Raw genomic sequence first — 23385 nt, forward strand, 5'->3', positions numbered from 1 at the left:
CCTCTCGCCACGACCACTCGTCGACAGGACATTCCAACCGTGCTGCAGTCACCACAAGCCAACGCTGAGCCCACCACTGCAGAGACCCGACTGCGCCGCAATCGAATCGCATCAGTAGTTCTCATCATCGCCGTAGTGCTAGTCGTCGGTTGGACATGGGTCGCTTCTCCGGCTCGTAAGGTCGATCGCACTGAATCCACGGCACCGACGAGCAGCACAGCGCAAGCCCCGGCCGCGAACGATCCGGAGGCAATGCCACATACTCTCCGGCCGGTGTGGTCCACCGAATCGTCGGCAAGCACAAGCACGCACACCATCTCCCCGGCGCCACTGGTGATGGACAACTCCCTCATCGTTGCTGAGGACCGGGGCGTGCGTGCTATCTCGCTTAACGACGGCACGGAGCGCTGGCACTATCGACGAGATATTCCGCTTTGTGCGCTCTCGGGCAGTGATGGCCAAGTTTTCGCGACTTTTCGTGGGGCAGCTGGCTGCGGTGAGACCGTTGCACTCAAGCCCGACTCGGGACAGTATGTTGCGACCCGTAAATCGATTGCGGCTGACGGCCCTGCCGCCGTGCGCTCGAACTCATACGCAGGTGTCTACGACTCTGGATTCCTGGAGCTGTGGCGCTCTGACCTGGTCCGAGTAGTCGAGTACGGCAAGATTCCAGCGTCTCCGGAACCGAAGATGCAGCCGCATCCGGAGTGTTCGATTATCAGTGCGCTCACGCGCGTGGAGCTGCTGGCCGTCGTAAACAACTGCGATGGTCACGGGCGCCTGGTCATGCAGGCGGCAAATCCGGAGGAGTCTCGGAAACCGGAGGTCAAGAGCGATATTGACCTTGGTCCGGCAACTGCAGATATGTCACTGGTATCGATTGGCCAGGACACGGCGGCGGTACTGTCAGACAACCGCATCCGAGTTTTTCGTATGGACGGCACGATGCTGACTGAATTGGCGCTGGATGAGACTACCCTGCGCCCAGCACCGGCGGAAGCTAACTCCAACGGCGATGCCCCGCGTGCGCCTTTTACAACGGATCTTCCCCATCACATGACGTGGTGGTCGCCGCGTGGTTTACTGGGCTTCCGCCCGAGCACCCTGGCGCCGGATTTCGAGTTTGCTGAGGCCACAGGAACCCCAGCTCCATGGGGTGAGCATGTTTTCATGCCAGTCACTGACGGAGTCGCGGTATTGAATGCCAAGACTCTGGAGATTATCGGCACACTCCCGTTGCCTGCAGCTGCGAAGTCCACTCAAGCAAATAATGCGGACAAGCCGGAAGTGCCCGTGCGCCTTGCGGTTGTCGGTGACACGCTACTGGTTCAGCGCGGTGAGTCAGTCGACGCGTTCGCCATCGAAGCTTAGAAAGAGCGGGCAGCCCAGTCAATTGCCTTCGGACTAAACATACAGACCAGCGCCGCAATTGAAGCTGCCGCCGTCGGCAGAGCCAGCAGAAAAGCGCTCGAGCGGAACATGTAATAGGCCACACCGAGCAAGCAGAGGTTGAGCATAATAATCGGCCCGCGCCCCCAACGGGCGCCACGCAGCAACATAATCGCACCAGCGAGAACAGAGCCAAAAATGAGAAGGAACCACAGCGCGGTACCCCAACCGGAAATGACCGCGGCCTCGTCGCGGTACCCCATCAAATCACGAATCAGAAGGAAGACTCCGTAGCCCAGACCGAGGGCACATTCGGCGACACCGATCCACGCACCGACCATGACAACCTGAGGTGCGGCCATCGGCCCGTCAGTTACCGCAAGCTGGTCAGTAGTACGCGATTTGGACGCATTGCTGCTGTTTTTCTGGTTACTCACGCCCTCCATGTTAGCCCGGCGAGAACCGATGAATACACTCTGGAGGCAAGTCGACCAATGCACCCATCACAGGTCTATTCATGCACTACTCTTGGTGCCTGTGCGTGCGTTGCTAATCTCCAATCCGAATTCGACCAGTAACTCTGCTCGACGCATGCCCAGCATTGTGCGGGCGCTTCGCTCAGTCGAGGGGATCCGCTTGACATCCATGTTCACCGCTTACCCCGGCCATGCTGAGGAAATGGTGGCGGGAATAACGGTTCGCGATTACGACGTCATTATTTCCCTCGGCGGCGACGGAACCATTAACGAGATTGTCAATGGGCTCATGGACTCCAACCCATTCTCCGCACTGCCTGCCACTGAACTGCCTGCCATCGCGACAATTCCCACCGGCAGCGCCAACGTCTTGGCAGGTGCGTTGGGCATTCCCCGCGACCCCGTAGATGCCGCGTGGTACATCGCAAGTCTGCTGCGCTCCCGAACCCGCAGCACTATCAGCGTTGGACATGCAGCGGAGCGATGCTTCGTGGTCAATGCCGGTATCGGCATCGATGCGGAAGTCATTTCCACCATGGAACAGCTCCGACAAAACGGTACCCGCGCCAAAGCCGTGCGCTATTTGCCGGCAATTTTCACCGCATGGAATCAGTTGCGCAAAAGCCCGCCACAAATCACCGCAACTATCGACGGCACGGAGTTTGGCCGTGATCTCGCAATGGCCGTGGTGTCCAACTCCAATCCCTGGACATTCCTCGGCGACCTCCCCATCGTCACCAACTCCACTGTGTCCCTACGCAGAGGCCTGGGCTTTTATGGCTTCACTTCCCTGAGGGGAGTGACGGGACTTGTCGCCGCAGCCAATTTGGCCGGTTTCTTCACCCGACTGCGTTCCCCCTTCCACGTCGAAGCCCGCGAACGACGCGTCGACAACGCCCAGCACATCGAGCTCACCGCTACTGCCCCACTTCGTCTCCAGTTGGACGGCGAGTACATCAATCAGTGTGAGTCCCTCAACATCCGTGTTAAGCAAGGCGCTATCAATTTTGTGGCGCGTGCCGACGATTACACCGAGGACCAGTTCACCAAGAAAGTCGCTACCCGCCCCGTGGACGAGCGCTTGCTCGTTGTGGTGACCAAAAAGGTCATGGATCGCACACGCCGACTGTTCAGTACTAGCCAAAAGACCGAGGCAAACCCGGCTTAAACTGCAACTGTTTACTGACAAGCCAACAAAAATGCGCCATACACCCTCACTACTGCAATTACCAAAACTAATTTTACCCCCACAAAGGGCTAGTTTTGACCTGGCGTTTTAACCAAAACTTCACTTTTCTGTGAGGTTTGGCACTTTTATTCATTTTGCTCTTTACGAACCGTCCCAGTCGTGAAAACATGTAAATCGTCAGCGAGACAGGCACGCAGTTCACTGGTTGTGTAACCATGCAAGTCTCGCCTTTTTAGGCGCAAACTCTTTGGTGAGTCCCCACTACCTTTCACGCCGTATAGGCGATGGAACAGGTGGCCCCTCCCAAGATGCCTAATACCCCTGGGCAACCGGGAATGAACCCCAACCTTCGTTGAGATACGGCGATTTGTCGTGTCTGACGAAATCCATTTCCGGAGCTGCCTTCCCGCAAGGAAATTTAACCCTGCCCTCACCCGGGCTCGTAATGTTTTAGGAGTTTGTCATGGATTGGCGTCACAAGGCCGTTTGTCGTGAAGAGGATCCGGAGCTGTTCTTCCCGGTCGGTAACTCCGGCCCGGCTCTCGCCCAGATTGCTAAGGCCAAGGTCGTTTGCAACCGTTGCCCCGTTACTGCTCAGTGCCTGGCCTGGGCACTTGAGACCGGCCAGGATGCAGGTGTCTGGGGCGGCATGAGCGAGGATGAGCGTCGCGCACTGAAGCGCCGTCGCAACCGCGGCCGCACCCGTCGCACTCGCACCAGCACCACGGTCTAATTAAAGGACTTACCCTCGTACCGTGTAATCTATACCGGTTGATACCTGTTTAACCCGATAGAAAGAGAGCCCAGCTATGAGCAAGCGTGGCCGTAAGCGCAAGGACCGCCGTAAGAACAAGGCTAACCACGGCAAGCGTCCGAACAGCTAAGTTGCCCTTAGTTGCAGCAGTCTTAGCCATCACCGGCTAAGACATCTCACTCCACTCCAGCACAACTCGGTATTGCACCGAGGGACGGGGTGGAGTTTTTTATGCCTCCAGCGGATACCTCAACGGGTAGCAGGTCTGAAAGTGACTAGGTTTATGACACATGAATTGAATTCACCCGCGATTTTTTGTCATAAACCTAGTCACTTTCAACACCTTTTCGATGCCTCGTCGATACCGCATCCTCGCTTTCCGGATTAACCATCCGCCAGAACCTTACCAGCGAGTTTGGAGCCCAAACCCCACCGGAGTAACGTCTGAAAACAGAGCTTTTACAGCAGCTCCAGCTAGGTTGCTCGAAAGCAATGGGGCTATAGCTCAGTTGGTAGAGCGTCGCGTTCGCAATGCGAAGGTCAGGGGTTCGATTCCCCTTAGCTCCACAAATAGCTCCACAAAAATATCCCAGGCCACATCACCGTGACCTGGGATTTTCCCATTACGCATTACCGCATTACCGTATTACGCAACATCGCATTAAGCATCAAAGGAATACGCGCCAAAAGATGACGCACCAAAACCTAGCCGCCAGCAGCTACCTGCGGTACTCCACCCGCGTATAGGACACGCGAATCCGAGTGGTAATGCGCTGACGGAGGTCCTCAGGGGCAGGTTGCTGGCAGCACCGGCGTAGCAGCCGTCGTATAGCTTGCTCGGAACCGAACTCTTCCAAGCACTGAGGGCATTTGTGAATGTGTTCCTCGAGAAAGCGGCGTTCCTCCGAATCACACTCTCCATCCAAAAATGCGTGTAGGCGCGAGTGGACATCCTGACAGAAAGCATCTTCACAGGCGTGCCCGCGCTCTGGCGTCTGCTCCATATCTTGGCTCGACTCTCGGCTCATCGCGGAGAATCTCCCTTCTCTTCTTTCAAGAATCCACGTTCCACGGCTACGTTGTGCAACGCGTCTCGGAGCTGTTTTCTTCCACGGTGGAGCCGACTCATCACAGTTCCGATGGGTGTGCCCATGATTTCGGCGATTTCCTTGTAGGGCAATCCCTCGACATCGGCGTAGTAGACCACCATCCGGTAGTCCTCTTTGAGGCTCATCAAAGCGTCACGAATTTCCTCGTCAGGAAGCTTTTCCAGCGCTTCAACCTCAGCAGAGCGCAGCCCTATCGAAGTGTGCGACGCGGTTTCCGCGATCTGTGAATCCGTGATGTCATCGGTGGCGTACTCGGCAGGACGACGCTGCGCCTTGCGGTAGTTGTTGATGTACGCATTCGTCAGAATGCGGTAGAGCCACGCTTTCAGATTCGTGCCCGGTTTGTAGGAGCGGAAGCCCTGAAAAGCCTTGATATAGGTCTCCTGCACCAGGTCTTCGGCATCGGCGGGGTTGCGCGTCATCCGCAGCGCCGCTCCATAGAGCTGATCCAAAAGCGGCATGGCGTCACGCTCAAAGCGCTGCGCAAGCTCCTCATCCGACTCATCAGTCCGGATGGCCGATGTTCCTGTCTGATCACCTGACATGCTACCTATCCTAAAACATCCGCACCCACGAGTCGGCCAGACCCCCGTCACCAGGCATTTCGTCGCTTAGCTGCACTGGTGTGCAACGATGGGAAACTATGTCGAAGAAGTCCGCCAAGAAATCCGCTGCCGCCACCCCGGCAATCGCCGTCTGTCAGAACGCCGGAATCGACTTCCACGTTCACCAATTCCCCCACGGCAGCGACAACTTCGGCGAAGAGGCCGCCTCTTGGCTACTAGAGCATCTCGGTGTCGAGCCCGAACGCATCTTCAAAACTCTCATTATCGAGCTATCCGGCAAACTCACTGGGCTGGCCATCGCCGTCGTCCCCGCCACCGGAATGCTCAACCTCAAGGCCGCCGCCGCGGCTGTCGGGGCTTCCAAGGCCACGATGGCCGACCCCCATGACGCGTCACTTGCCACCGGCTACGTTCCCGGCGGCATCTCCCCGCTTGGCGGTCGCCGCAAGCTCCCCACCGTCATTGATGAGACCGCTACTCTCGCCGACACCGTGTTCGTCTCCGGTGGTCGCCGCGGGTGGGACATCGAACTGTCACCCGCTGATCTGGTTTCGCTTTGCGACGCCACGGTCGCCGACATCGCCCGCTAACCCTGCGGCTACTCCTGCAACCTCCCCGCTGATACGGCCTTAAAACAGCTCCTCGTTGTGGCCGGGTGCTGCTCCATCGGGCCCATTCAGCAGGTGCGATCCTTCATTCGCAACATTGCCGACGGCGCGGTTGACCGGTCGGATGGTCAGCTTGTCCACCACTTCTGCGCTGGTCATGCCAACATCTCCGTCTGCTGCCCAGGCCGAGAGATCCAACCAGTCACTGACTTCGTCGTCGGCAAGCACGCGCGGCATACGATGATGAAGATCCGCGAGCTGTCTCACGGCGTCGGTGGTGAGAATTGTGGCGGAGACGATATCGCCCCAGCGCGCCCACAGCCCCGCGACGGTGAAAAGCGGTGCGTCATCGCTGAAGCTGACGAAGTAGGGCTGGCGATTCTTCCACTCGTACCAACCGTTCATGGGGATTGCGCAGGGCAGGCTGTCCCGGAAAGTCGGTTTGGACTGCCAGGTTTCCGCACGAGCATTGAAGAAAGGTGTTGTTGGCACTTCGCGGGCCCACTGCGGAATTAAACCCCAGCGCACGGTGGCAGCAATGGTTCCTGTGCGGCCGGGGTGCTCGCGGGCAAGAGCAACTATTGGCATGGTCGGTCCGATGTTGTAGCGGGAGGTGGGCAACGGGCCGTCGGCACGCACGGGCGCCAAACCGGGAATCTCAGCCGTGGTGCTGAGCAGTTCTTCGGCGACTGTGAAATTGACGAAACGACCACACATACCAACTGATTGTGCCGTTGACTCCCCCTCTAGTCGAGGTATGGAGTGAAAGTGTTCCATAATTGGTTGTGTGTGTTCCCAAAATCAGAATTGGTCCGCCCCTACTGTAAGTGTCGACGGTGCCGAGGCCGGTCGACAGCCTTTTAGTGCCACGGTGCAGATTGCCGGCTCGAAGTCGATTACGAACCGTGCCCTTGTCATCGCGGCGATATCTTCGACACCATCGGTTATCCATGGTGCTCTGCGCTCTCGCGATACCGATCTTATGATTCGCGCACTGCAGGCTCTGGGAACTGACATCAGTGCCGACTCGACATATTCGGGTGCCCCGAACCACACGCTCCGCGTCACTCCACGCATGCTTCGCGGTGGTGTCGTGGAATGTGGTCTCGCAGGTACGGTTATGCGCTTCGTGCCACCTATCGCAGCTCTTGCGCAGGGGTCGGTGTTCTTCGAAGGCGACGTAGAAGCCAAGGCTCGCCCGATGTCGGCCGTGCTGGATGCCCTGCGCAGCCTCGGTGTGAACATCGCGGGCAATGGGCTTCCCTTCACGGTCAATCCGCAGGGTCCGAATCAGGGCAACCGCCTCGGTGACTCGGTTCAAGAGCAAGATCTGCCGGACATCGGCGGCGAAGTGGAAATTGACGCTTCGGCTTCGAGCCAGTTCGTCTCTGGTCTGTTGCTGTCAGCACCGCGCTACGGCCGTGGCCTGGTACTTCGCCCGACCGGTGAGATTCCTTCCCGCCCGCACATTGACATGACCCTGGACATGCTTCGCGAGGCCGGTGTGCAGGTCGAGGAGACCACGGCCGACACACCTGAGGGACCACGCACAACGTTCACCATTCACCCGACCGAAATGATGGGTCGTATTTGGCAGGTCGAGCCTGATCTGTCCAACGCCGCCGCCTTCCTGGCCGCTGCGGCTGTCACTGGTGGCAGCGTCACCGTGCCCGACTGGCCAGAGCACACCACGCAGCCGGGCGACCGCATCCGCGAGATCCTCACCGCTATGGGCGCTACCGTGACGTTCAACCGTCACGAAGGTGGCCACACCAGCCTCACCGTCGTGGGCCCAAAGCCGTCGGAGCTGCGCGGAATCACGATGGACATGTCCGAGGTTGGCGAGCTGACCCCCACCGTCGCGGCCATCGCCGCCTTGGCCACTACCCGCACCGAGCTGACGGGTATCGCACACCTGCGCGGTCACGAAACCAACCGTCTCGCCGCGCTCACCACGGAAATCAACCGTCTCGGCGGTCGCGCGACCGAGCTTGACGACGGCATTGCGATCGACCCCGTTCCGCTCCACGGTGGTCTCTGGCACAGCTACGCCGACCATCGAATGGCCACCGCTGGTGCCATTGTTGGCCTGCGCACGGAGGGCGTGGAAGTCGAAAATATCGGTACCACTGCTAAGACCATGCCTGGATTCGATCTGCGCTGGCTGGAGATGCTCGGACTGGCCTCCCCCAGCCCTAGTTCGTTGGAAAAGTCAGTCGAAGCTCGAATTGATGGTGTGGACAACGGAACCGAGGCAGGGAAATAACAGTGGCGGCACGCAGGCGTGGACGGCAATGGGACGAGTCCGATGTACGCATCCGCCCCGGTAAAGGGTCGCGACCACGGACGAAGGATCGCCCCCGCCACGCCGATGCCCACTGGGGCATGGTGGTGACCAAGGATCGTGGTCGTTGGGGTGTAGTCCTCGATAACAACCCTGATGTTGCAGTGACATGCATGCGTGCCCGCGAGCTCGGCCGCACCAATATCGTTGTCGGTGACCGTGTCGGTGTCGTAGGCGATGTCAGCGGCCGTGCGGGCACACTGGCCCGCATCGTCAAGCTGGCAGAGCGCAGCACGGTTTTGCGTCGCACCGCCGATGACAATGACCCGTATGAGCGCATCGTCGTGGCCAATGCCAGCCTGCTGCTCATTGTGTGCGCAGTCGCCGATCCTGAACCTCGCACCGGTTTTGTCGAACGCGCGCTGGTCGCGGCCTACGCCGGCGGTGTCCGCCCCGTGCTCTGTCTGACTAAATCCGATCTGGCCGACCCAGAGGAATTTGCCGGGGAGTTCTCGGCACTCGGAGTGGATGTCGTTGTCTGCGGTATTAATGATGACTTGGCTCCTCTGTCAGAACTCATCGATGCCCCAGGACGAGTGACAGCTTTGGTTGGGCATTCCGGCGTGGGGAAATCGACCCTCGTCAACCGGATTGTTCCCGAAGCCAACCGTGAGACCGGCGAAGTTAGTGGTGTGGGTAAGGGCCGCCATACCTCCACGCAGTCGGTGGCGCTGATGTTGCCGTCGGAAAGCGATGACGATGCGGCGTCGTGGATTATTGATACCCCGGGCATTCGTTCCTTTGGTCTGGCTCATGTGACACCGGAGACGCTGCTGGCGGCGTTTCCAGATATCCAGGCAGCGACAGATGAATGCCCACGTGGTTGCACCCATTTGGGGCCGCCCGCGGATCCAGAGTGCGCCCTCGACAAGCTGGAGGGAGTTCAGCACCGTCGAGCGATGGCCGTGCGTCGCCTGTTGAGCGCCATCAGCGACAACGAGGACTGGGAGCTGGACATTGAAAGAGACTAGCCACACCGATTCTGTGGAGACGCCCTCTGAAGCCGCGGCTGGTGCTGAGTCGGACAAAGCGGGCTCCGGACTCTACCCCGCTCCCGGCAGTTGGATTCGGCTGTGCATCTACACGCTTATCGTGGGTCTTGCGACGGGGCTCGGAGCTGCCGGGCTCGCGCTGATCATGCACGGCATCGAGTACGCGGTCTACGGGCAGCACGAGGGTGACGTAGCGGTCGTAACCGATGGCACCACTGGTTTACAGCGCTTTGTCGGAATTGTGTTGGCGGGGCTGATTGCAGGACCAATCTGGGCAGCTCTTCGCACAAAGGCGAAGCCTGTTGAAAGCGTTGAAGCGGGCATGCACGGCCGCCCCATGCCTGTGTGGTCAACTCTTGTCAATGTGTTTTTGCAGATGGCGACTGTCGCTGCAGGTGCATCCATGGGACGCGAGAATGCCCCGCGTGAGCTCGGTGCAATGGTGGCCTCGCAGATGTCGCATCGACTGCGCATCGATCCGCTACACCGCCGTATTCTGGTCGCAGCAGCAGCCGGTGCCGGCCTGGGGGCGATTTATCACATCCCGTTGGCTGGAGCGGTTTTCTCGTTGGAGATTCTGCTGGGCTCACTGAGCATTACCGCGGTGATGGTGGTGCTGGCGTGTTCAGCCATCGCCACGGTGACGTCGGGCATCGTGGTCGGCAGTAGCCCGCTCTACAGCCCAATTAATCTCTCAGACGGCTGGGGCAACCTCGGGGCAGCACTGCTCATCGGTGTTATCTGCGGTGCCATTGGCTACGCATTTCGCATTCTCAGCTCTCGAATGTCGGACACAGCACCGACTGGCTGGCACTCTGCCTGGGCCATCCCCCTCGCATTCACACTGGTTGGTGTGATTTCACTGTGGGTTCCAGAAGTATTGGGCAATGGCCGTATCGCTGCGACCACAGTTCTCATGGACCGCCCGCTGCTGGGTTTTGCAGTCATCCTGCTGATTGCGAAAGCTATCGCGGTTCTCGTTACTTTCCGTTCTGGTGCCGTCGGTGGTCTCTTGACTCCCGGCTTTGCCCTTGGCGCGCTCAGCGGTTTCATCGTCGGCTGCTTCGTACAGCCATTGATGCCCTCAGTTCCGCTGAGCGACTTTGCGATTCTCGGCGCGGCGGCCTTCCTGTCGGCGTCCATGGCAGCCCCACTTTTCGCACTGATCGTGACCGTGGAGTTCACCGGCCAGAATTCCTCGGCTTACTTAGCACTCTTCCTCGCTGGTGCAACTGCGACGCTGACCGTGACCATGATTCGCGCCTGGCTACGGCTCCCCCACAAGCAATCAATGCCATGGAACCGCGAACCAGCAGTCGCGGCTGCGGTTCGCAAGCGGGCCGAGGGCTAACCGCGCGCAGCAGTGTGCGTCGAGCGACCGGTGTAGGCCCGGACAATTTCCCGGACACCTGGGCGAAGACGGCGGAGCATTCGCAGGCCCGTCGCTAAGCCCTTGCGTTGCGGGGAACTGGACTGGAGCTCCGCTTCAACCTGCGGATACTTCTTGAACGCCGTCTCCGAACGTACCTCTGGGGCGTTGTCCGGGTCAGCGACTAAGAAACGATCCGGCAGCGACAACTTCAGCAGCGTGCGCTGGACCTGGAAGAACTGCTTCGGGAACGACCCCGTGTTGTATGGCAGGTCGTATTCCCGGCAGATCTGCTGAACCTGCTTCGAAATCTGCGCGAGCCTGTTGGACGGCATGTCCGGGAACAGGTGGTGCTCAATCTGGTAATTCAGATTTCCTGAGAGCACCGACAGCGCCAGCCCACCGTGGAAGTTCGCCGAGCCCAGCATTTGGCGCAAATACCACTCACTCTTGTCCTCGGTGTTGTACTGCTCCTTGGTGAAAGTCTCGGCATCATCCGGAAAGTGTCCGCAGAAGATGACCGCGTAGGCCCAAAGATTACGGGCGAGGTTGGCCATCATGTTCGCAAAGGCCACCTCACGGTAACGCGGACCCGCCATCGCCGGGAAGAGAACGTAGTCCTTGAGCACCTGGCGCCCCGACTTGTTGAGCACCTCCATGAGCTGCGGTCGGGCCTCATCCCAGGATTTCTTGCCGGCGAACACGCGCCCGAGCTCGACGTCATAGAAGGCCACTGCCCATTGGAAAAGGCTGGCCAACACCACGTTTGTCACCGGCTGCAGCAGCGTCGATGGCTTCCAACGGCGGTCACGAGTCACCCGGAGAATGCCATATCCTACATCGTTGTCCATACCGAGCACGTTGGTGTACTTGTGGTGGACAAAGTTGTGGGAGTGCTTCCACCCGCTGGATGGGCAGGAATTGTCCCACTCCCAGGTGGCCGAGTGAATCTCGGGGTCATTCATCCAGTCCCACTGACCGTGCATGGTGTTGTGGCCGATTTCGAGGTTTTCCAAAATCTTTGCCAGCCCCAGCGCTGAGGCACCCGCCCATTTGAAACCCCAGTGCGCGGTGTTCTTCCACGACTTCGGCAGCATCCCTAGTTTGTTCAGGGCCATGCCGGCTGTCGGTACCATCAGCAGACCTCGACCAGTCACCTCAAGGGTGCGTTGAATGCGGATGAGCGTGCGGATGTAGCGAGCATCCTTCTGCCCCAGCGAATCGCGGTGTTGCTTTTCGATTTCCGCAAATCGACGCCCAATCTCTGCGACGTCTTCTTCGCTCAAGTGCGCATACGATGCGATATCAGAAATTGCCATGGGAAGGGTCCCAACTCCTTTAGGTAGTTTCTCCTGGTTAATACAGGTTGAGATAGATGTGGGGCGAACTTACAGTTCGATACGCGCGTGCCCCGCCGGCGCACAGACGCACGTTCGGACCCGCTCCCCCGCCACAAACGTCGCACCGGTGCGGATGTCCCGCGCTGCGCCGTCGGAGAGCTGCTGCACGCACGTCGCACAAATTCCCATCCGACAGCCGTACGGCAGGTCAACCCCGACGCTCTCGGCCGCCTCCAGGATGGTGGTTGCACCGTCTACGTCGATATCGCCTCGGCTGCCTAAACTCACCGTGCCGCCGACCTCCCCTGCCGCCGAGCGGTCAACGGTGAAACGTTCCGTCCGCAGCCCGGGAAACTCCGGCTCAAGGTTTTTCAGCAGTTCAACCGGACCACAGGCGTAGGCGCTTGCCGACGATGCCAGCGCTCCAAAGTCAGCAATGATGTCGGTAACCGCCGCAGCGTCAATCCGCGGCTGCGTCTCCGTATTCCGGGCATGCAGGCGATACTTCAACGCGCTAGTAGCGCTGCACTGTTCCAGCTCGCGAAGCTCATTGACAAACACAGCTTCTGCCTCGCCGCGGTAGGAGTGAATGTGCTCGACTTCCACTGAGGCATTGCGAGCTGAAAGATCACGCAGCATGGAAATCACCGGAGTTACGCCGGAGCCTGCGGTAACAAACGCAATGCGGGCTGGGAGCGGCTCCGGAAGATGGAAATCCCCAGCCGGGGCAGCCAGGCGGACGACAGTACCCGGCTTGACATTGGCGACGAGGTGTTGGGACACATAGCCGTCGTTTAGCGCACGGATGTTGATAGTCAGCAGCCCGTCATGAGGCCGCGGCGCATTTGTCAGCGAGTAGGAACGCCACAGGTATTTCCCCTTGACCTCTACGCCAAGTCCGATGAACTGGCCTGGCTTGAAGTCTGTTGGCATCCCCCAACCCGGACGGATTATCAACTCTGCTGAAGTAGGAGATGTGGGATTGATGGCCTCAATCTGACCGCGCAGCTCGCGACTTGACCACAGCGGATTTAGCAAATGCGTGTAATCATCGGGCAAAAGTGGCGTGGATAAATGCTTGAATACCCGGGAAACTTTGGTCTTAAGCCCCATTTTTGGCCCTCCTGACTGTCACGGGCGAACAAGTAATAACGCTGTTCATCAGTAGGCATGCCCCACCCGATTCATTATTACGTGTCCGTAGGTTACTTAGACGTAGACTACGGAGCGGTAAGTTATTGGTCAAGAGAAACAAATGATTTTGACACAAATAGCGAAATTGTCATTACCCCCACTCCCGTGCGAAACACCCCCTTTGACATGGAGCTTATCCACACAAAACAATCCCGTCTTTTATACCCCCACTGAAAACACTTGTGCCATACAAAAAAGGGGCTGGGTTCCTAAACCCAGTCCCCTTCTTTAACGCCGAGCACGCGCTACTACAGGAAGTCGACCACCATGCCGAGCTCAGCTACGTCGTACCACGCCAGCGGGATCTCCAGCGCATCGCCGACAGTGAGCTCCGCATCCTCGTCACCGAGATCTGCCTTATCGACGGCATCAATCGCAGCCTCAACCTTGCTTTCCGCCTCTTCCACATCAATGTGGAGAGCTGCAACGTCGGCAAGCGAAATTGGGCCGCCGACCTTAACCACAGCATCTCCCATATCCGACTGCGGCTCCGCCTCCACATCAACGGAAATGACCACTCGACGGTGCGGGAACTTCTCTTCTGCGGCATCGAGCAGACGGAGCGACGCACGCGCAGCCTCATCAAAGGCTACGTCTGCCAGTTCCTCATCATCGCCCTCAGTAAAGAAATCGCGCAGCGCTTCAGTGACAGCAAAGCCCCAACCACCGCGGGCGTGGAAGAGCTCATCCTCCTTAAGCGCCTCAAGCATGGAGAAAGTCGCTGGGATATAGACGCGCATTAGAACTCGCCCTCGAGACCCAGCAGACCGGCAATCTCGACCACTGCGCGGTCGAACTGCTGATAGAAGACTCCCACCATGCCGTTAGAGACGGCCGCATGGATGTTCTCAATCGAATCATCTACCAACACGCAGTCCCGTGCCGGCAGTTCAATAGCCGCAGCGGCTGCATTAAAAGCCTCTGCCGAAGGCTTCTCATGGCCAATTTCACCAGAGAGCACAACTGCGTCTACCAGGCCCTCATCTTCGAGCTTGCGAATCGGATCCGCCGATGGGCCACCTGGGTCATTCGACAGGACTGCCAGGCCAACACCATTTGCACGCGCCTCTACCAGCAAATTACGCCAACGTGCCTGGTCTTCATCCGTGCCGTCAAGGACACCACAGTAATCGATAATCATTCCGCGCATGGCCTGTAGTTTATCGCATGACCTGCACGTTTGCCTTTTTTCCAGTTCAGCGTGTTAATTGGCTGTTCGTTACGCCCATTTGTAGACGACCAGAACGGCCTTGACGGAAACCGATAGGACCATTAACAGCGAAACACTCAGCCCATTTCGCGACTGCGCCTTCTCCACAATCCCCCCCACGCCGGCCGTGAATTCCCCTTCACAAGCTGCACACTTAAAGCACTTGTAGGACAATGGTCTTCAGCAAGGGGGAACTTGCCAATGGAGAGTTTTTAGGGGGATTAATCCATGGCACCAACGTCTCACGTACCAAAATCTCAGACACCGATGCCTTACGCGCTGTCGCACGCCGCTGAGCACCGCTCCAGTGGCAGGGAATCCATTGAACCGGCAACGGGCTTTTCGCTTCTCCACACAATTCAACTCGGCCAGTCAGCTAATGCCGCCGCCTCTCAAACCGCAAAAGTGGCACCGACCTACAGCGGATGCTCGGCTGCCACCGGAGCCGCTGTCATGACGGCATTACCGCCCGTCGCGGCCGCTCCTGCTGCAAAAAAGACGCCGCAAACACCGCACGTCGTCCAGCACTGTGAACAGAATCTGAGACAGGAGCTTGGCACGATTACTCGCCGCGTCTTCGACATCATCGCGGGTCGCAGGCGAGTCAACGATCTACGTCGCATCAATATCGACCCGATTATTCACGCTGCGATACTCACGCTGTCGAAGAACACCAGCCTCAAGGGTGTCGCGTTGCAATCCTTTCACGCCAGCGCTTCCGCGGACGGCAAGAAGGTCGAGTTCCTGGGTAGTTGCCGTGTCGGTCCGCGCGTTCGCGCGTTCACGGGCACTTTCCGCCGCGGAACAGCAAAAACGCGGCCATGGACCATGACCGCGTTTCGGGTGCTTTAGTGCTTAGCGACGGCGCTTGCGAGCCGCCTTCCGACGCTGCGCTCGGTTGCCCTCAGACTCTTGATCCACGCGCTGCTGCTCTGCACTGCCGTCCTCGCTGGGACCGGAGTAGGTCATCTGCTGATTTTGCTCAGCAGCTTCCGTCGGCAGAGCTGGAGCCTGATTCTCCTGTCCCTCAGTGTTTTCCACTGCGGGCATAACCTGCTTACGGATTAGGAACAGCTGACGAACCGATTCTTCCTTGATGCCGTCCATCATCGCGGTGAACATGTCGTAGCCCTCACGCTGGTACTCCACCAGCGGGTCAGCCTGGGCCATGGCGCGCAAGCCAATGCCCTCCTTGAGGTAGTCCATCTCGTAGAGGTGCTCGCGCCACTTCTGGTCCATGACGTTCAGGATGGTGAAGCGCTCGATGTTGCGCATCTGGTCGTCGCCGCCAATTGCGGAGACCGCATCCTCAAGCTGGTCGTAGCTGGCCGAGATGTCCGCGTGCAGAGCCTTGGACAGCTCATCGGCCGAGAGGTCACCCGGGGTACCGAAGTCAGAGCCATCAATGAGCTCTTGCGCGGTAAACGTCGGGCTATAGAGCTGCTCAAGGGCATTCCACAGCTCGTCGAGGTCCCAATCCTCCACGTAACCGTCAGCGGTGGCACCGTTGACATACGCATCGACTACGTCGTCCTGCATGTCACGGACCTGAGTCTTCAAATCCTCACCTTCGAGGATGCGACGGCGCTCAGCGTAGATGACCTTACGCTGCTGGTTCATAACCTCGTCATACTTCAGAACATTCTTACGGATTTCGAAGTTCTGGCTTTCCACCTGAGCCTGGACGCTCTTAATGGAGTTGGAGACAACCTTGGAGTCGATAGGAACGTCATCCGGGACATTCAGAGTGTTCATCAGCGCTTCCATGCGCTGACCGTTGAAGCGAACCATGAGATCATCGCGCATGGACAGGTAGAAGCGGGTAACACCCGGGTCACCCTGACGACCGGTACGACCACGCAACTGGTTGTCAATGCGGCGTGACTCATGACGCTCAGTACCCAGGACGTAGAGGCCACCGGCCTCACGTACCTTGTCAGCTTCTTCCTTCGACTGCTGACGAACACGCTCAATCTCAGCGTCCCACGCCTCTTCGTACTCTTCCGGAGTTTCCACCGGGTCCAGACCACGAGAGCGCAGATTCAGGTCAGCGATGATGTCCGGGTTACCGCCCAGCACAATGTCAGTACCACGACCGGCCATGTTAGTTGCCACGGTAACGCCTCCGAGACGACCCGCCACTGCGACAATCTCAGCTTCCTTCTCGTGGTGCTTAGCGTTCAGCACAGAGTGAGGAATACCTTCGCGCTGCAGGAGCTTGGAAAGGTACTCGGATTTCTCAACTGACGTCGTACCAACGAGAACTGGCTGGCCCTTTTCATGGCATTCGCGGATGTCCTCGACAACAGCGGCAAACTTTGCCTCCTGCGTTTTGTAAATCAGGTCGGGCAGATCCTCACGCTGCTTCGGGCGATTCGGCGGAATCGACATGACATTCAGCTTGTAAATCTGGTGCAGCTCAGCCGCTTCGGTCTCAGCCGTACCGGTCATACCGGACAGCTTGTCGTAGAGGCGGAAGTAGTTCTGGAGCGTAACGGTTGCCAGCGTCTGGTTCTCGTTTTTAATCTCCACCCCTTCCTTGGCCTCAATTGCCTGGTGCATGCCCTCGTTATAGCGACGGCCTGCCAGCACGCGACCGGTGAACTCATCGACAATGAGGATCTCACCATTGCGGATAATGTAATCCTTGTCGCGGGTGAACAGCTCCTTGGCCTTCAGGGCATTGTTCAGGTAGCTGACCAGCGAGGAGTTTTCCGGAGCATACAGGTTGGCAATACCCAGCTGATCCTCAACGAATTCAACGCCCTCTTCACGAATACCGATGGTGCGCTTACGCTCATCGACTTCGTAGTGAATGTCGCGCTTCATACGCGGCACAATCTTGGAGAACGCCAGGTACCAGTGCGGATCGCCATCTGCCGGACCGGAAATGATTAACGGGGTACGGGCCTCGTCAATCAGAATCGAGTCAACCTCATCGACGATGGCAAAGTGGTGCCCACGCTGCACCAAATCGTCGAGCGAATGCGCCATGTTATCGCGCAGGTAGTCAAAGCCGAACTCGTTGTTCGTGCCGTAGGTGATGTCGGCAGCATAGGCCTTGCGGCGCTGGTCCGGACTGAGCTCAGAGAGAATCACGGAAGTCTCAAGCCCCAGGAAGCGGTGGACTCGACCCATCCACTCCGCGTCACGCTTAGCCAGGTAGTCATTAACCGTAACGACATGAACACCCTTGCCTGCCAACGCATTGAGGTATGCGGGCAGCACACAGGTCAGGGTCTTACCTTCACCAGTACCCATCTCGGCAACGTTGCCGAAGTGCAGTGCCGCACCGCCCATAACCTGGACGCGGTAGTGCTTCTGCCCCAGCACGCGCCAGGATGCCTCGCGCGCCGTGGCGAAAGCATCCAGAAGCAAATCGTCTACATCGGCACCGTCAGCCAGCTGCTTCTTAAACTCCTCGGTCTTGGCACGGAGTTCATCGTCTGAAAGAGCTGCGTACTCGTCTTCCTTGGCGATGACCTGATCTGCAATATTGCCAAGCCTCTTGACAGCGCGGCCTTCACCAATGCGGAGCAACTTGCTGAGCGAAAACACTAAATTGGGACCTTTCCGGCCGATTCACGTCGAACTTTAATGTGCAACGGTTGATTATACGACGAACCCGCCTTCCCTTCTAAGAGAAGACGGGCTCATGTGAGCAATTACTTACCAATACACAGCTCTGCGCGGTATTGCGTGCTCTTTTTGGTGAAGACTTACTTCTCGTCTTCGTCTGCCAGCTCAATCAGACCGTAGTCGTATGCGTGACGACGGTAGACCACGGACGGACGAGAGGTTGCCTCGTTAACGAAGAGGTAGAAGTCGTGACCGACGAGCTCCATCTCAGACAAAGCATCTTCCACCGTCATCGGAGTTGCGGAGTGCTGCTTGGTACGCACAACCTGACCCGGGGTCACGTCCTCGACCAGATCCTCGTACGGATCAGCCTTTTCCGGAGCCGCTGCCTCAGCCTCTGCAACCAGCGAAGCAGTTGCCTCGCCGACGGACATCGGTGCACGGTGGCCAGAACGGCTAATCTTGCGGCGAGCCTTCACCTTACGCAGGGAGCGCTCCATCTTGCCCAGAGCAGACTCCAGTGCAGCGTAGAAGCTATCTTCCTTGGCTTCCGCACGAGCCAGGTGACCCTTGCCAGTAGCGGTGATCTGAATACGGTCAGAGCGGTCTGCACGGCGCGGATTCGGCTCGTGCTGGAGCTCCACGTGGAAGAAGGTCAAAGTCGGGTCGAGGCGCTCAATCTTCGCCAGCTTCGCCTTAACACGATCTGCGAAGTGCTCTGGAACCTCAACATTGCGCCCGGTGATGGTCACCTGAGCGTTCGGGCTGAGTACCTCGTTGTTGTCAGCAGGGGTGGACACTTGCTACCTACCTCCCGGTATGGCCACCGCCCTTCCGTGAGCGGGATTACTCACGGCGTCTACGGTGACGAGTCTTTCTGCACCCCCAGGATACAGTTCCGGGGGTAACCAATGCCACGTTCCCCTCGTTTATTTTTCGCTTGCCGACGACACCCCTGCGTCTACGCCCGGGCGAGCACCAACACCATGTCGATGCGAATCCCCAATGACGCTGCCACCAACTCGGTTTCCGCTGCAGTGGCACCAGTAGTGGCCACATCATCAACCAGAATTACTGTCGCCTGCGCACAGCGTTGTCGCAGCTTGTCGCTAATTCCGCGCTTGAATTGCGTCAGCGGCACAATGTGGCCAGAAAGATTTCGTCTGCGTTGAGAAGCCCCCAGCTCCGCGGAATCCCGCGTGCGCCCGCCAATGCGCACCAGGGGCAATACCGAACTGGAGGGGAGCTGACTGCAAGCAAAGTCGCAGGCAATTGTTACCGGGTCCCCACCCCGTTGTCGACGGGATGACGATCTTGTCGGCGCGGGAATCAAAATGACGGGGGTAATTTCCGGGGGCATTATATGGCCATCAGAGGCTAGCCTTCGTACCGCAGCGGCGAACACGGCCCCCATGATTCGTCTGGCTTCACCACTGCCCCGTTCTTTGGCCGACAAAATGAGATGTCTCCTCGCACCCGAGTACGGACCGCAGGTCCACGCTGCTGCGCGTAACGCAGCCCGCGGTGAAAACCGCACTGGAGGTTGCTGAAGATCGTCCTTGCAATCGCGACACAGCGTCCCGGAGCAGCCGCACACCGGACAGGTTTCCGGTATCACGAGGCCGATTGCATCGCGGGTAACGTCGTAAAGCACGCGCAGAAATTCCTGCGATGACCTCCCCTGCGCCATTAATCCCCTCCCCGATTTGCGCTTATTCCACAGACACCGGAGCCATTCGACCACGCGCACCCGGAACCTGGCGCCAGAACTGCTGCTGCCCCTCGCTGGAGATCAGCTCCATAACACCGGTGGCATCTAATGCGTAACGCTTCGACGAGGTCGCGGTAACCACAGGAATTGGCGGTGTCAGGTTGAGCTTCGGCAGAACAGAGCTGGTCGCACCGTCCGGGAAGGCGCTCCACATCGGGGTGTCCCCGCTGTAACCGCCCACCGTGACCGTTTGATTCGGCGACCACGTCAGCGACACCGGGGAAACGTTTTCAGGGAGCGGCAGAGCACGCGGGTGCGTCAACTTCCACGGTTTATCGTCATGCCTTTCGATGGTGGCGATATAGACTTCACCAGCGATAATCATCGCTACCTGCGTGCCTGAAGAATCGACGCGGAATTCAGAAATACCGGCGCTCGGGCGCCCCGTGCCTGCGCCGCCGTCAAGAAGGTGATTGAGCTCAGAGGTATCAACCTCCTCCTGCTGAATCCGAGATGACGTCGACTGCCGAACCAGGCGTACGACGGTTGTACCGTCCTTCACTGTCCAGACCGCCTCGGCGTCTGGAGACCATGTCGGACGGGTGAGACTCTCGCCAGTCAGCACAGGAACCGGCTGATCTTGTATTCCGCCGAGCATCAATGTGGACTCCCCGAGGTCATACGACCCAGCACGACCATCCACGGCCGAGCGGAACACGGCGGCAATGAGCTCGCTGCCGTTGGGGTTGGTGCCCACTGCCGCGGAGAACACCGCGGTGCTGCCGCTGGCGGTCCAGCCGCGTCCCACAGGTGTGGCGTGGCCGTCAGCGATCTCGTAGATACCGCTGCGGTCGACCGTCCGTAACGGTGCGTTATCAGCCGGTAGATGATTCGGGTCGTAGAGCTGGATTGTGTCGGTGTCCTTCGTCCACGGCTCGTCGTGGCTGGCAACTAGTGGTTCGCCGTCGGCCATGAGGATCCACGGACCACGGAAATCTGCCGAGTCGAGAGTCCAGATAATCTGCGCCGCGAGCATGACACGCAGTTCCTCGGAAACATCACCCAATCCGGTGATTTCGACCCTGCGACCGTCCGCGTTGGACACAGGTCCTGCTTCCACCGCAATTGAGGCATTGGGCTTGAGCACGGTGGTGACGCCCGGCCGCAGTGGTGCTGATGGGCCGTTCTTCAGCTTCGTCAACAGATTGGTCGCGCCATCGGTGACGCCACGATAGAGCCAACGACGATCTGTGACCAAATGATTACCCGCCGGATCGAGGAAATAGATATTGCGAGGCACATTGTTTTCCAGGAATGCCTGACGCTCCATGACAACACCGTCGGGCAGCGAGGAAATGCGCCACTGCCCATCCGAACCAAGCTTCATCTCCACGGTTTCCTCATAGTCACCGGACTGGGGCTCATACGCACCATCAGTACCGAATTGACCAACGCTGCGACCTCGGGCAACGAAGGACTGTCGCGATCCTCCTTCATCCCTCTGGGCGATGAGGTTGACACCGTCGAGAATGCGGGCACTATCCTGCGGTTTCCAACTGGCCGCAAGTTCCGGGGTCATGAAGGCACGCATAGCTTGAAAATCATCAACCGGATGCGCGGCCGCGGCGAAAAAGTCGCGCAGGACAATGTCTGCATTGACATTCGGTCGTGGCTGAGGAACTTCAATACGAACTTGGGGCGGCTCAAACGGACGCAGCACCTGGGGGCTGGTGTTTCTCGGAATGGTGGTACATCCTGCGGCCGTGCCCAAAATGATCACTGAGCTAAGCGCCACTGTCTTACGCAGGACGCGACGAGCCTTTGACTGTTGCTGCGCCGTCATTTAAATATCCTCCTCTCGTGCCTGTCGGGATTCGCTATCGCTAGTCGGCTGCCCCTTACCCTGATCCTGGCTCTTGACTTGCGGTGCAATCGAATCCGATTCCAACTCCCGTGCACCAATTTCCTGCTGATGCGGAATCTGATCGGGCAGCGGCGGAACTTCCAGGCCGAGCGGATGCTCACCGAAGCTCGCATCAGGCTCCAGTGGCACAGTCAGGCGGAAACAGCTACCGACCGTCGGCACGCCAAATGCCTCCAGTTCCCCACCATGCAATTGTGCGTCCTCACGCGCGATCGCCAAGCCAAGTCCGGTCCCGCCGGTGCGTCGGACACGCGAGGGGTCAGCGCGCCAGAACCGGTTAAACACCAGCTCTTGCTGTTCCGGCTTTAGCCCCACACCGTGGTCAACGACCGTAAACGAGACCGCGGAATTGCTCGCCCGCACTGTGACATCCACCGGATTGCCCTCACTGTGGTCAACAGCGTTGGCCATAAGGTTGCGTAGCACGCGCTCGATACGACGCGAGTCGACTGTTGCCATTACCGGTTCATCGGGCAGGTGGAAGCGGATGGGTGTACCGGTCTCCTTAGCCACGACCGTTACCTGCTGATAGGCAGCATCCACGCAGCGACGGACATCGACCTTTTCTGCGGACAGATCAGCAACGCCGGCATCGTGGCGTGAGATCTCAAGCAGGTCATTGAGAAGCATCTCAAAACGCTCAAGCTCCTCATTCATCAGCTCAGCTGCGCGGCGAGTCGCCGGATCGAGGTCCTCAGCGCCGTCAGCAATAAGGTCGGCGGCCATACGCACCGTGGTCAGAGGCGTCCTCAACTCATGCGAGACATCGGAGGTGAACTGTCGCTGCAGACTGCCGTATTCCTCCAGCTGTCTAATCTGCGTCGACAGCGATTCGGCCATCTTGTTAAAGCTCATGGCCAGTCGCGCCATGTCATCTTCACCCTGCACGACCATGCGTTCGCGCAAGTGGCCGTCGGCAAAGCGCTGGGCAATCTGGGCGGCGGAACGCACTGGTGTCGTCACCTGATTGGAGAAGAACCAAGTAATACCGCCGAGAAGCGCCATGATGACTACTGTCGCACCGGCGAGGAGACCACGAACCAACTTAATAGTCGATTCCTCTGCAGCCATAGAGGTGACCAGATAGAGCTCGAGCCCATCAACCGAGGTAGAAGTAGGGCTACCGATAATTAACGCCGAGTACGTATCGCCGCGGTTATCAGTGACTTGGCGTACCTGATACGCAATTTGCCCTTGTCGGACTACTTCATGCAATCGTTCTGGAACATCGGCCTTAATCGGCGATGAAGCCAACACCGTGCCTCGTGGCACCGGCGCCACGAGCAGCGGTTCATAACTTGTCAGTGGCGCAGCACCGGAACCGGCTGCACGGTTCACAAGGGCATCGCGCCCCACGTTGAGAAGAGCTTGCAGCTCGTTGGACGAAGAGTTCTCAATCGCCTGCTCCACCACCGCGCGAGCACGGTCAATTTCCTCGTCGGCAGCGGTAACCTTTGCGTCGATAAGCCGCTGGGTAACAATAGTCGCCAGCGCGAAACCGAGTACCGCAATCACCATCGCGCTCAGTACCACCACAGAGGTCAGAATGCGCGCTTGGATAGACGTGCGCCAGAGCGTAACCGCCCAGGTCACTCCCCTGTTGGTGAAGTCTCGAAGCTTCGTTATTAATC

The 23385-nt window shown here is 58.6% G+C and carries 22 protein-coding genes and 1 tRNA gene; 10 read left to right on the top strand and 13 right to left on the bottom strand.

Translation table 11 applies throughout. From position 1 onward, the window contains the following. Nucleotides 1-39 precede the first annotated feature (39 nt). Nucleotides 40-1371: an Rv3212 family protein gene (locus HMPREF2547_RS00405; RefSeq protein ID WP_070604405.1), complete on the top strand. Its 1332-nt coding sequence runs from the start codon at nucleotides 40-42 to the stop codon at nucleotides 1369-1371. Here the strand turns inward: HMPREF2547_RS00405 and HMPREF2547_RS00410 are convergent. Further along, nucleotides 1368-1826: a hypothetical protein gene (locus HMPREF2547_RS00410; protein WP_236658477.1), complete on the bottom strand. Its 459-nt coding sequence runs from the start codon at nucleotides 1824-1826 to the stop codon at nucleotides 1368-1370. The two genes, HMPREF2547_RS00405 and HMPREF2547_RS00410, sit on opposite strands and share 4 nt — an antisense overlap. Before the next feature lie 100 nt (nucleotides 1827-1926). Here HMPREF2547_RS00410 and HMPREF2547_RS00415 point away from each other — a divergent pair, with 100 nt between their 5' ends. The 4 genes from HMPREF2547_RS00415 to HMPREF2547_RS00425 all read left to right on the top strand — a co-directional run bounded on the left by HMPREF2547_RS00415 (nucleotide 1927) and on the right by HMPREF2547_RS00425 (nucleotide 4375). Further along, nucleotides 1927-3033 carry a diacylglycerol/lipid kinase family protein gene (locus HMPREF2547_RS00415; protein WP_246819583.1) on the top strand — a complete coding sequence of 369 codons (1107 nt, stop codon included), beginning with the start codon at nucleotides 1927-1929 and terminating at the stop codon, nucleotides 3031-3033. Nucleotides 3034-3517: 484 nt separating this feature from the next. After that, nucleotides 3518-3787 carry a WhiB family transcriptional regulator gene (locus HMPREF2547_RS00420; protein ID WP_016422223.1) on the top strand — a complete coding sequence of 90 codons (270 nt, stop codon included), beginning with the start codon at nucleotides 3518-3520 and terminating at the stop codon, nucleotides 3785-3787. A gap of 76 nt (nucleotides 3788-3863) precedes the next feature. Continuing rightward, on the top strand, nucleotides 3864-3938 hold the full coding sequence (locus tag HMPREF2547_RS11085; RefSeq protein ID WP_014300525.1) for a 50S ribosomal protein bL37: 75 nt from the start codon (nucleotides 3864-3866) through the stop codon (nucleotides 3936-3938). A gap of 364 nt (nucleotides 3939-4302) precedes the next feature. Continuing rightward, nucleotides 4303-4375, top strand: a tRNA-Ala gene (locus HMPREF2547_RS00425). A gap of 152 nt (nucleotides 4376-4527) precedes the next feature. Here HMPREF2547_RS00425 and rsrA read toward each other — a convergent pair. Together rsrA and HMPREF2547_RS00435 are read right to left on the bottom strand one after the other, a co-directional pair. Further along, the gene (rsrA, locus tag HMPREF2547_RS11090) at nucleotides 4528-4836 is read right to left on the bottom strand and encodes a mycothiol system anti-sigma-R factor (RefSeq protein ID WP_016422222.1); all 309 of its coding nucleotides are present in this window, start codon (nucleotides 4834-4836) and stop codon (nucleotides 4528-4530) included. Beyond that, a complete protein-coding gene (locus HMPREF2547_RS00435; protein WP_016422221.1) occupies nucleotides 4833-5462 on the bottom strand; it encodes a sigma-70 family RNA polymerase sigma factor in 630 nt (209 codons plus the stop codon). The genes rsrA and HMPREF2547_RS00435 overlap by 4 nt, the downstream gene beginning before the upstream one ends. Before the next feature lie 98 nt (nucleotides 5463-5560). Between HMPREF2547_RS00435 and ybaK the strand changes: the two genes are divergently transcribed. Beyond that, complete coding sequence (gene ybaK, locus HMPREF2547_RS00440) at nucleotides 5561-6073, top strand: Cys-tRNA(Pro) deacylase (RefSeq protein WP_070604410.1); 513 nt, start codon at nucleotides 5561-5563, stop codon at nucleotides 6071-6073. Between the two features lie 39 nt (nucleotides 6074-6112). Here ybaK and HMPREF2547_RS00445 read toward each other — a convergent pair whose 3' ends face one another. Further along, nucleotides 6113-6808, bottom strand: coding sequence for an SOS response-associated peptidase (locus HMPREF2547_RS00445; RefSeq protein ID WP_049193311.1), 696 nt, complete (start codon nucleotides 6806-6808; stop codon nucleotides 6113-6115). A 70-nt stretch (nucleotides 6809-6878) separates the two neighbouring features. Here HMPREF2547_RS00445 and aroA point away from each other — a divergent pair, with 70 nt between their 5' ends. The 3 genes from aroA to HMPREF2547_RS00460 are packed head-to-tail and all read left to right on the top strand — an operon-like array spanning nucleotide 6879 to nucleotide 10778. Next, nucleotides 6879-8357, top strand: a complete 1479-nt coding sequence (gene aroA, locus HMPREF2547_RS00450; RefSeq protein ID WP_080971514.1) for a 3-phosphoshikimate 1-carboxyvinyltransferase — start codon at nucleotides 6879-6881, stop codon at nucleotides 8355-8357. Between the two features lie 2 nt (nucleotides 8358-8359). Further along, the gene (gene rsgA / locus HMPREF2547_RS00455; RefSeq protein WP_049172822.1) at nucleotides 8360-9406 is read left to right on the top strand and encodes a ribosome small subunit-dependent GTPase A; all 1047 of its coding nucleotides are present in this window, start codon (nucleotides 8360-8362) and stop codon (nucleotides 9404-9406) included. Continuing rightward, nucleotides 9393-10778, top strand: a complete 1386-nt coding sequence (locus HMPREF2547_RS00460; protein WP_049172820.1) for a chloride channel protein — start codon at nucleotides 9393-9395, stop codon at nucleotides 10776-10778. Before rsgA ends, HMPREF2547_RS00460 begins: the two co-directional genes overlap by 14 nt. On the opposite strand, the gene HMPREF2547_RS00465 is transcribed toward HMPREF2547_RS00460, so the two are convergent. The 4 genes from HMPREF2547_RS00465 to HMPREF2547_RS00480 all read right to left on the bottom strand — a co-directional run bounded on the left by HMPREF2547_RS00465 (nucleotide 10775) and on the right by HMPREF2547_RS00480 (nucleotide 14480). Beyond that, nucleotides 10775-12115, bottom strand: a complete 1341-nt coding sequence (locus HMPREF2547_RS00465) for a fatty acid desaturase family protein (RefSeq protein ID WP_049172818.1) — start codon at nucleotides 12113-12115, stop codon at nucleotides 10775-10777. The genes HMPREF2547_RS00460 and HMPREF2547_RS00465 overlap by 4 nt on opposite strands. Nucleotides 12116-12184: 69 nt before the next feature. After that, a complete protein-coding gene (locus tag HMPREF2547_RS00470; RefSeq protein WP_049172816.1) occupies nucleotides 12185-13249 on the bottom strand; it encodes a flavin reductase family protein in 1065 nt (354 codons plus the stop codon). 329 nt (nucleotides 13250-13578) lie between these two features. Further along, nucleotides 13579-14070, bottom strand: a complete 492-nt coding sequence (locus tag HMPREF2547_RS00475) for a DUF6912 family protein (protein ID WP_049172814.1) — start codon at nucleotides 14068-14070, stop codon at nucleotides 13579-13581. Then, nucleotides 14070-14480 (bottom strand): HAD-IA family hydrolase, encoded by a 411-nt coding sequence (locus tag HMPREF2547_RS00480; protein ID WP_038627918.1) that lies wholly within the window; start codon nucleotides 14478-14480, stop codon nucleotides 14070-14072. The genes HMPREF2547_RS00475 and HMPREF2547_RS00480 overlap by 1 nt, the downstream gene beginning before the upstream one ends. 288 nt (nucleotides 14481-14768) lie before the next feature. On the opposite strand from HMPREF2547_RS00480, the gene HMPREF2547_RS00485 reads away from it, so the two are divergent. Then, entirely contained in the window at nucleotides 14769-15392 is a 624-nt protein-coding gene (locus tag HMPREF2547_RS00485) for a hypothetical protein (protein WP_049172812.1), read from the top strand. A 3-nt stretch (nucleotides 15393-15395) separates the two neighbouring features. Here the strand turns inward: HMPREF2547_RS00485 and secA are convergent, their stop codons facing one another. The 5 genes from secA to mtrB form a co-directional block, all read right to left on the bottom strand. After that, nucleotides 15396-18098, bottom strand: a complete 2703-nt coding sequence (secA, locus tag HMPREF2547_RS00490; protein ID WP_070545755.1) for a preprotein translocase subunit SecA — start codon at nucleotides 18096-18098, stop codon at nucleotides 15396-15398. Between the two features lie 161 nt (nucleotides 18099-18259). Further along, entirely contained in the window at nucleotides 18260-18919 is a 660-nt protein-coding gene (gene hpf / locus HMPREF2547_RS00495) for a ribosome hibernation-promoting factor, HPF/YfiA family (protein ID WP_016422210.1), read from the bottom strand. 161 nt (nucleotides 18920-19080) lie between these two features. Next, nucleotides 19081-19338, bottom strand: coding sequence for a hypothetical protein (locus HMPREF2547_RS10550; RefSeq protein ID WP_141737802.1), 258 nt, complete (start codon nucleotides 19336-19338; stop codon nucleotides 19081-19083). Between the two features lie 493 nt (nucleotides 19339-19831). Next, nucleotides 19832-21673 carry an LpqB family beta-propeller domain-containing protein gene (locus tag HMPREF2547_RS00505; protein ID WP_049193303.1) on the bottom strand — a complete coding sequence of 614 codons (1842 nt, stop codon included), beginning with the start codon at nucleotides 21671-21673 and terminating at the stop codon, nucleotides 19832-19834. After that, on the bottom strand, nucleotides 21674-23347 hold the full coding sequence (gene mtrB / locus HMPREF2547_RS00510) for an MtrAB system histidine kinase MtrB (protein WP_070429795.1): 1674 nt from the start codon (nucleotides 23345-23347) through the stop codon (nucleotides 21674-21676). It abuts the gene before it with no gap. Nucleotides 23348-23385: the final 38 nt, after the last annotated feature.

Source organism: Corynebacterium sp. HMSC055G02 (assembly GCF_001809065.1).
Taxonomy (GTDB): domain Bacteria; phylum Actinomycetota; class Actinomycetes; order Mycobacteriales; family Mycobacteriaceae; genus Corynebacterium; species Corynebacterium jeikeium_D.

What these genes read in the sequence shown, in the direction of transcription:
- HMPREF2547_RS00420 (WP_016422223.1), top strand. Translation starts at nt 3,518, where the DNA reads ATGGATTGGCGTCACAAGGCCGTTTGTCGTGAAGAGGATCCGGAGCTG.
- rsrA (WP_016422222.1), bottom strand. Translation starts at nt 4,836, where the DNA reads ATGAGCCGAGAGTCGAGCCAAGATATGGAGCAGACGCCAGAGCGCGGG.
- HMPREF2547_RS00435 (WP_016422221.1), bottom strand. Translation starts at nt 5,462, where the DNA reads ATGTCAGGTGATCAGACAGGAACATCGGCCATCCGGACTGATGAGTCG.
- ybaK (WP_070604410.1), top strand. Translation starts at nt 5,561, where the DNA reads ATGTCGAAGAAGTCCGCCAAGAAATCCGCTGCCGCCACCCCGGCAATC.
- HMPREF2547_RS00445 (WP_049193311.1), bottom strand. Translation starts at nt 6,808, where the DNA reads ATGTGTGGTCGTTTCGTCAATTTCACAGTCGCCGAAGAACTGCTCAGC.
- HMPREF2547_RS00465 (WP_049172818.1), bottom strand. Translation starts at nt 12,115, where the DNA reads ATGGCAATTTCTGATATCGCATCGTATGCGCACTTGAGCGAAGAAGAC.
- HMPREF2547_RS00470 (WP_049172816.1), bottom strand. Translation starts at nt 13,249, where the DNA reads ATGGGGCTTAAGACCAAAGTTTCCCGGGTATTCAAGCATTTATCCACG.
- HMPREF2547_RS00475 (WP_049172814.1), bottom strand. Translation starts at nt 14,070, where the DNA reads ATGCGCGTCTATATCCCAGCGACTTTCTCCATGCTTGAGGCGCTTAAG.
- HMPREF2547_RS00480 (WP_038627918.1), bottom strand. Translation starts at nt 14,480, where the DNA reads ATGCGCGGAATGATTATCGATTACTGTGGTGTCCTTGACGGCACGGAT.
- HMPREF2547_RS00485 (WP_049172812.1), top strand. Translation starts at nt 14,769, where the DNA reads ATGGCACCAACGTCTCACGTACCAAAATCTCAGACACCGATGCCTTAC.
- HMPREF2547_RS00505 (WP_049193303.1), bottom strand. Translation starts at nt 21,673, where the DNA reads ATGACGGCGCAGCAACAGTCAAAGGCTCGTCGCGTCCTGCGTAAGACA.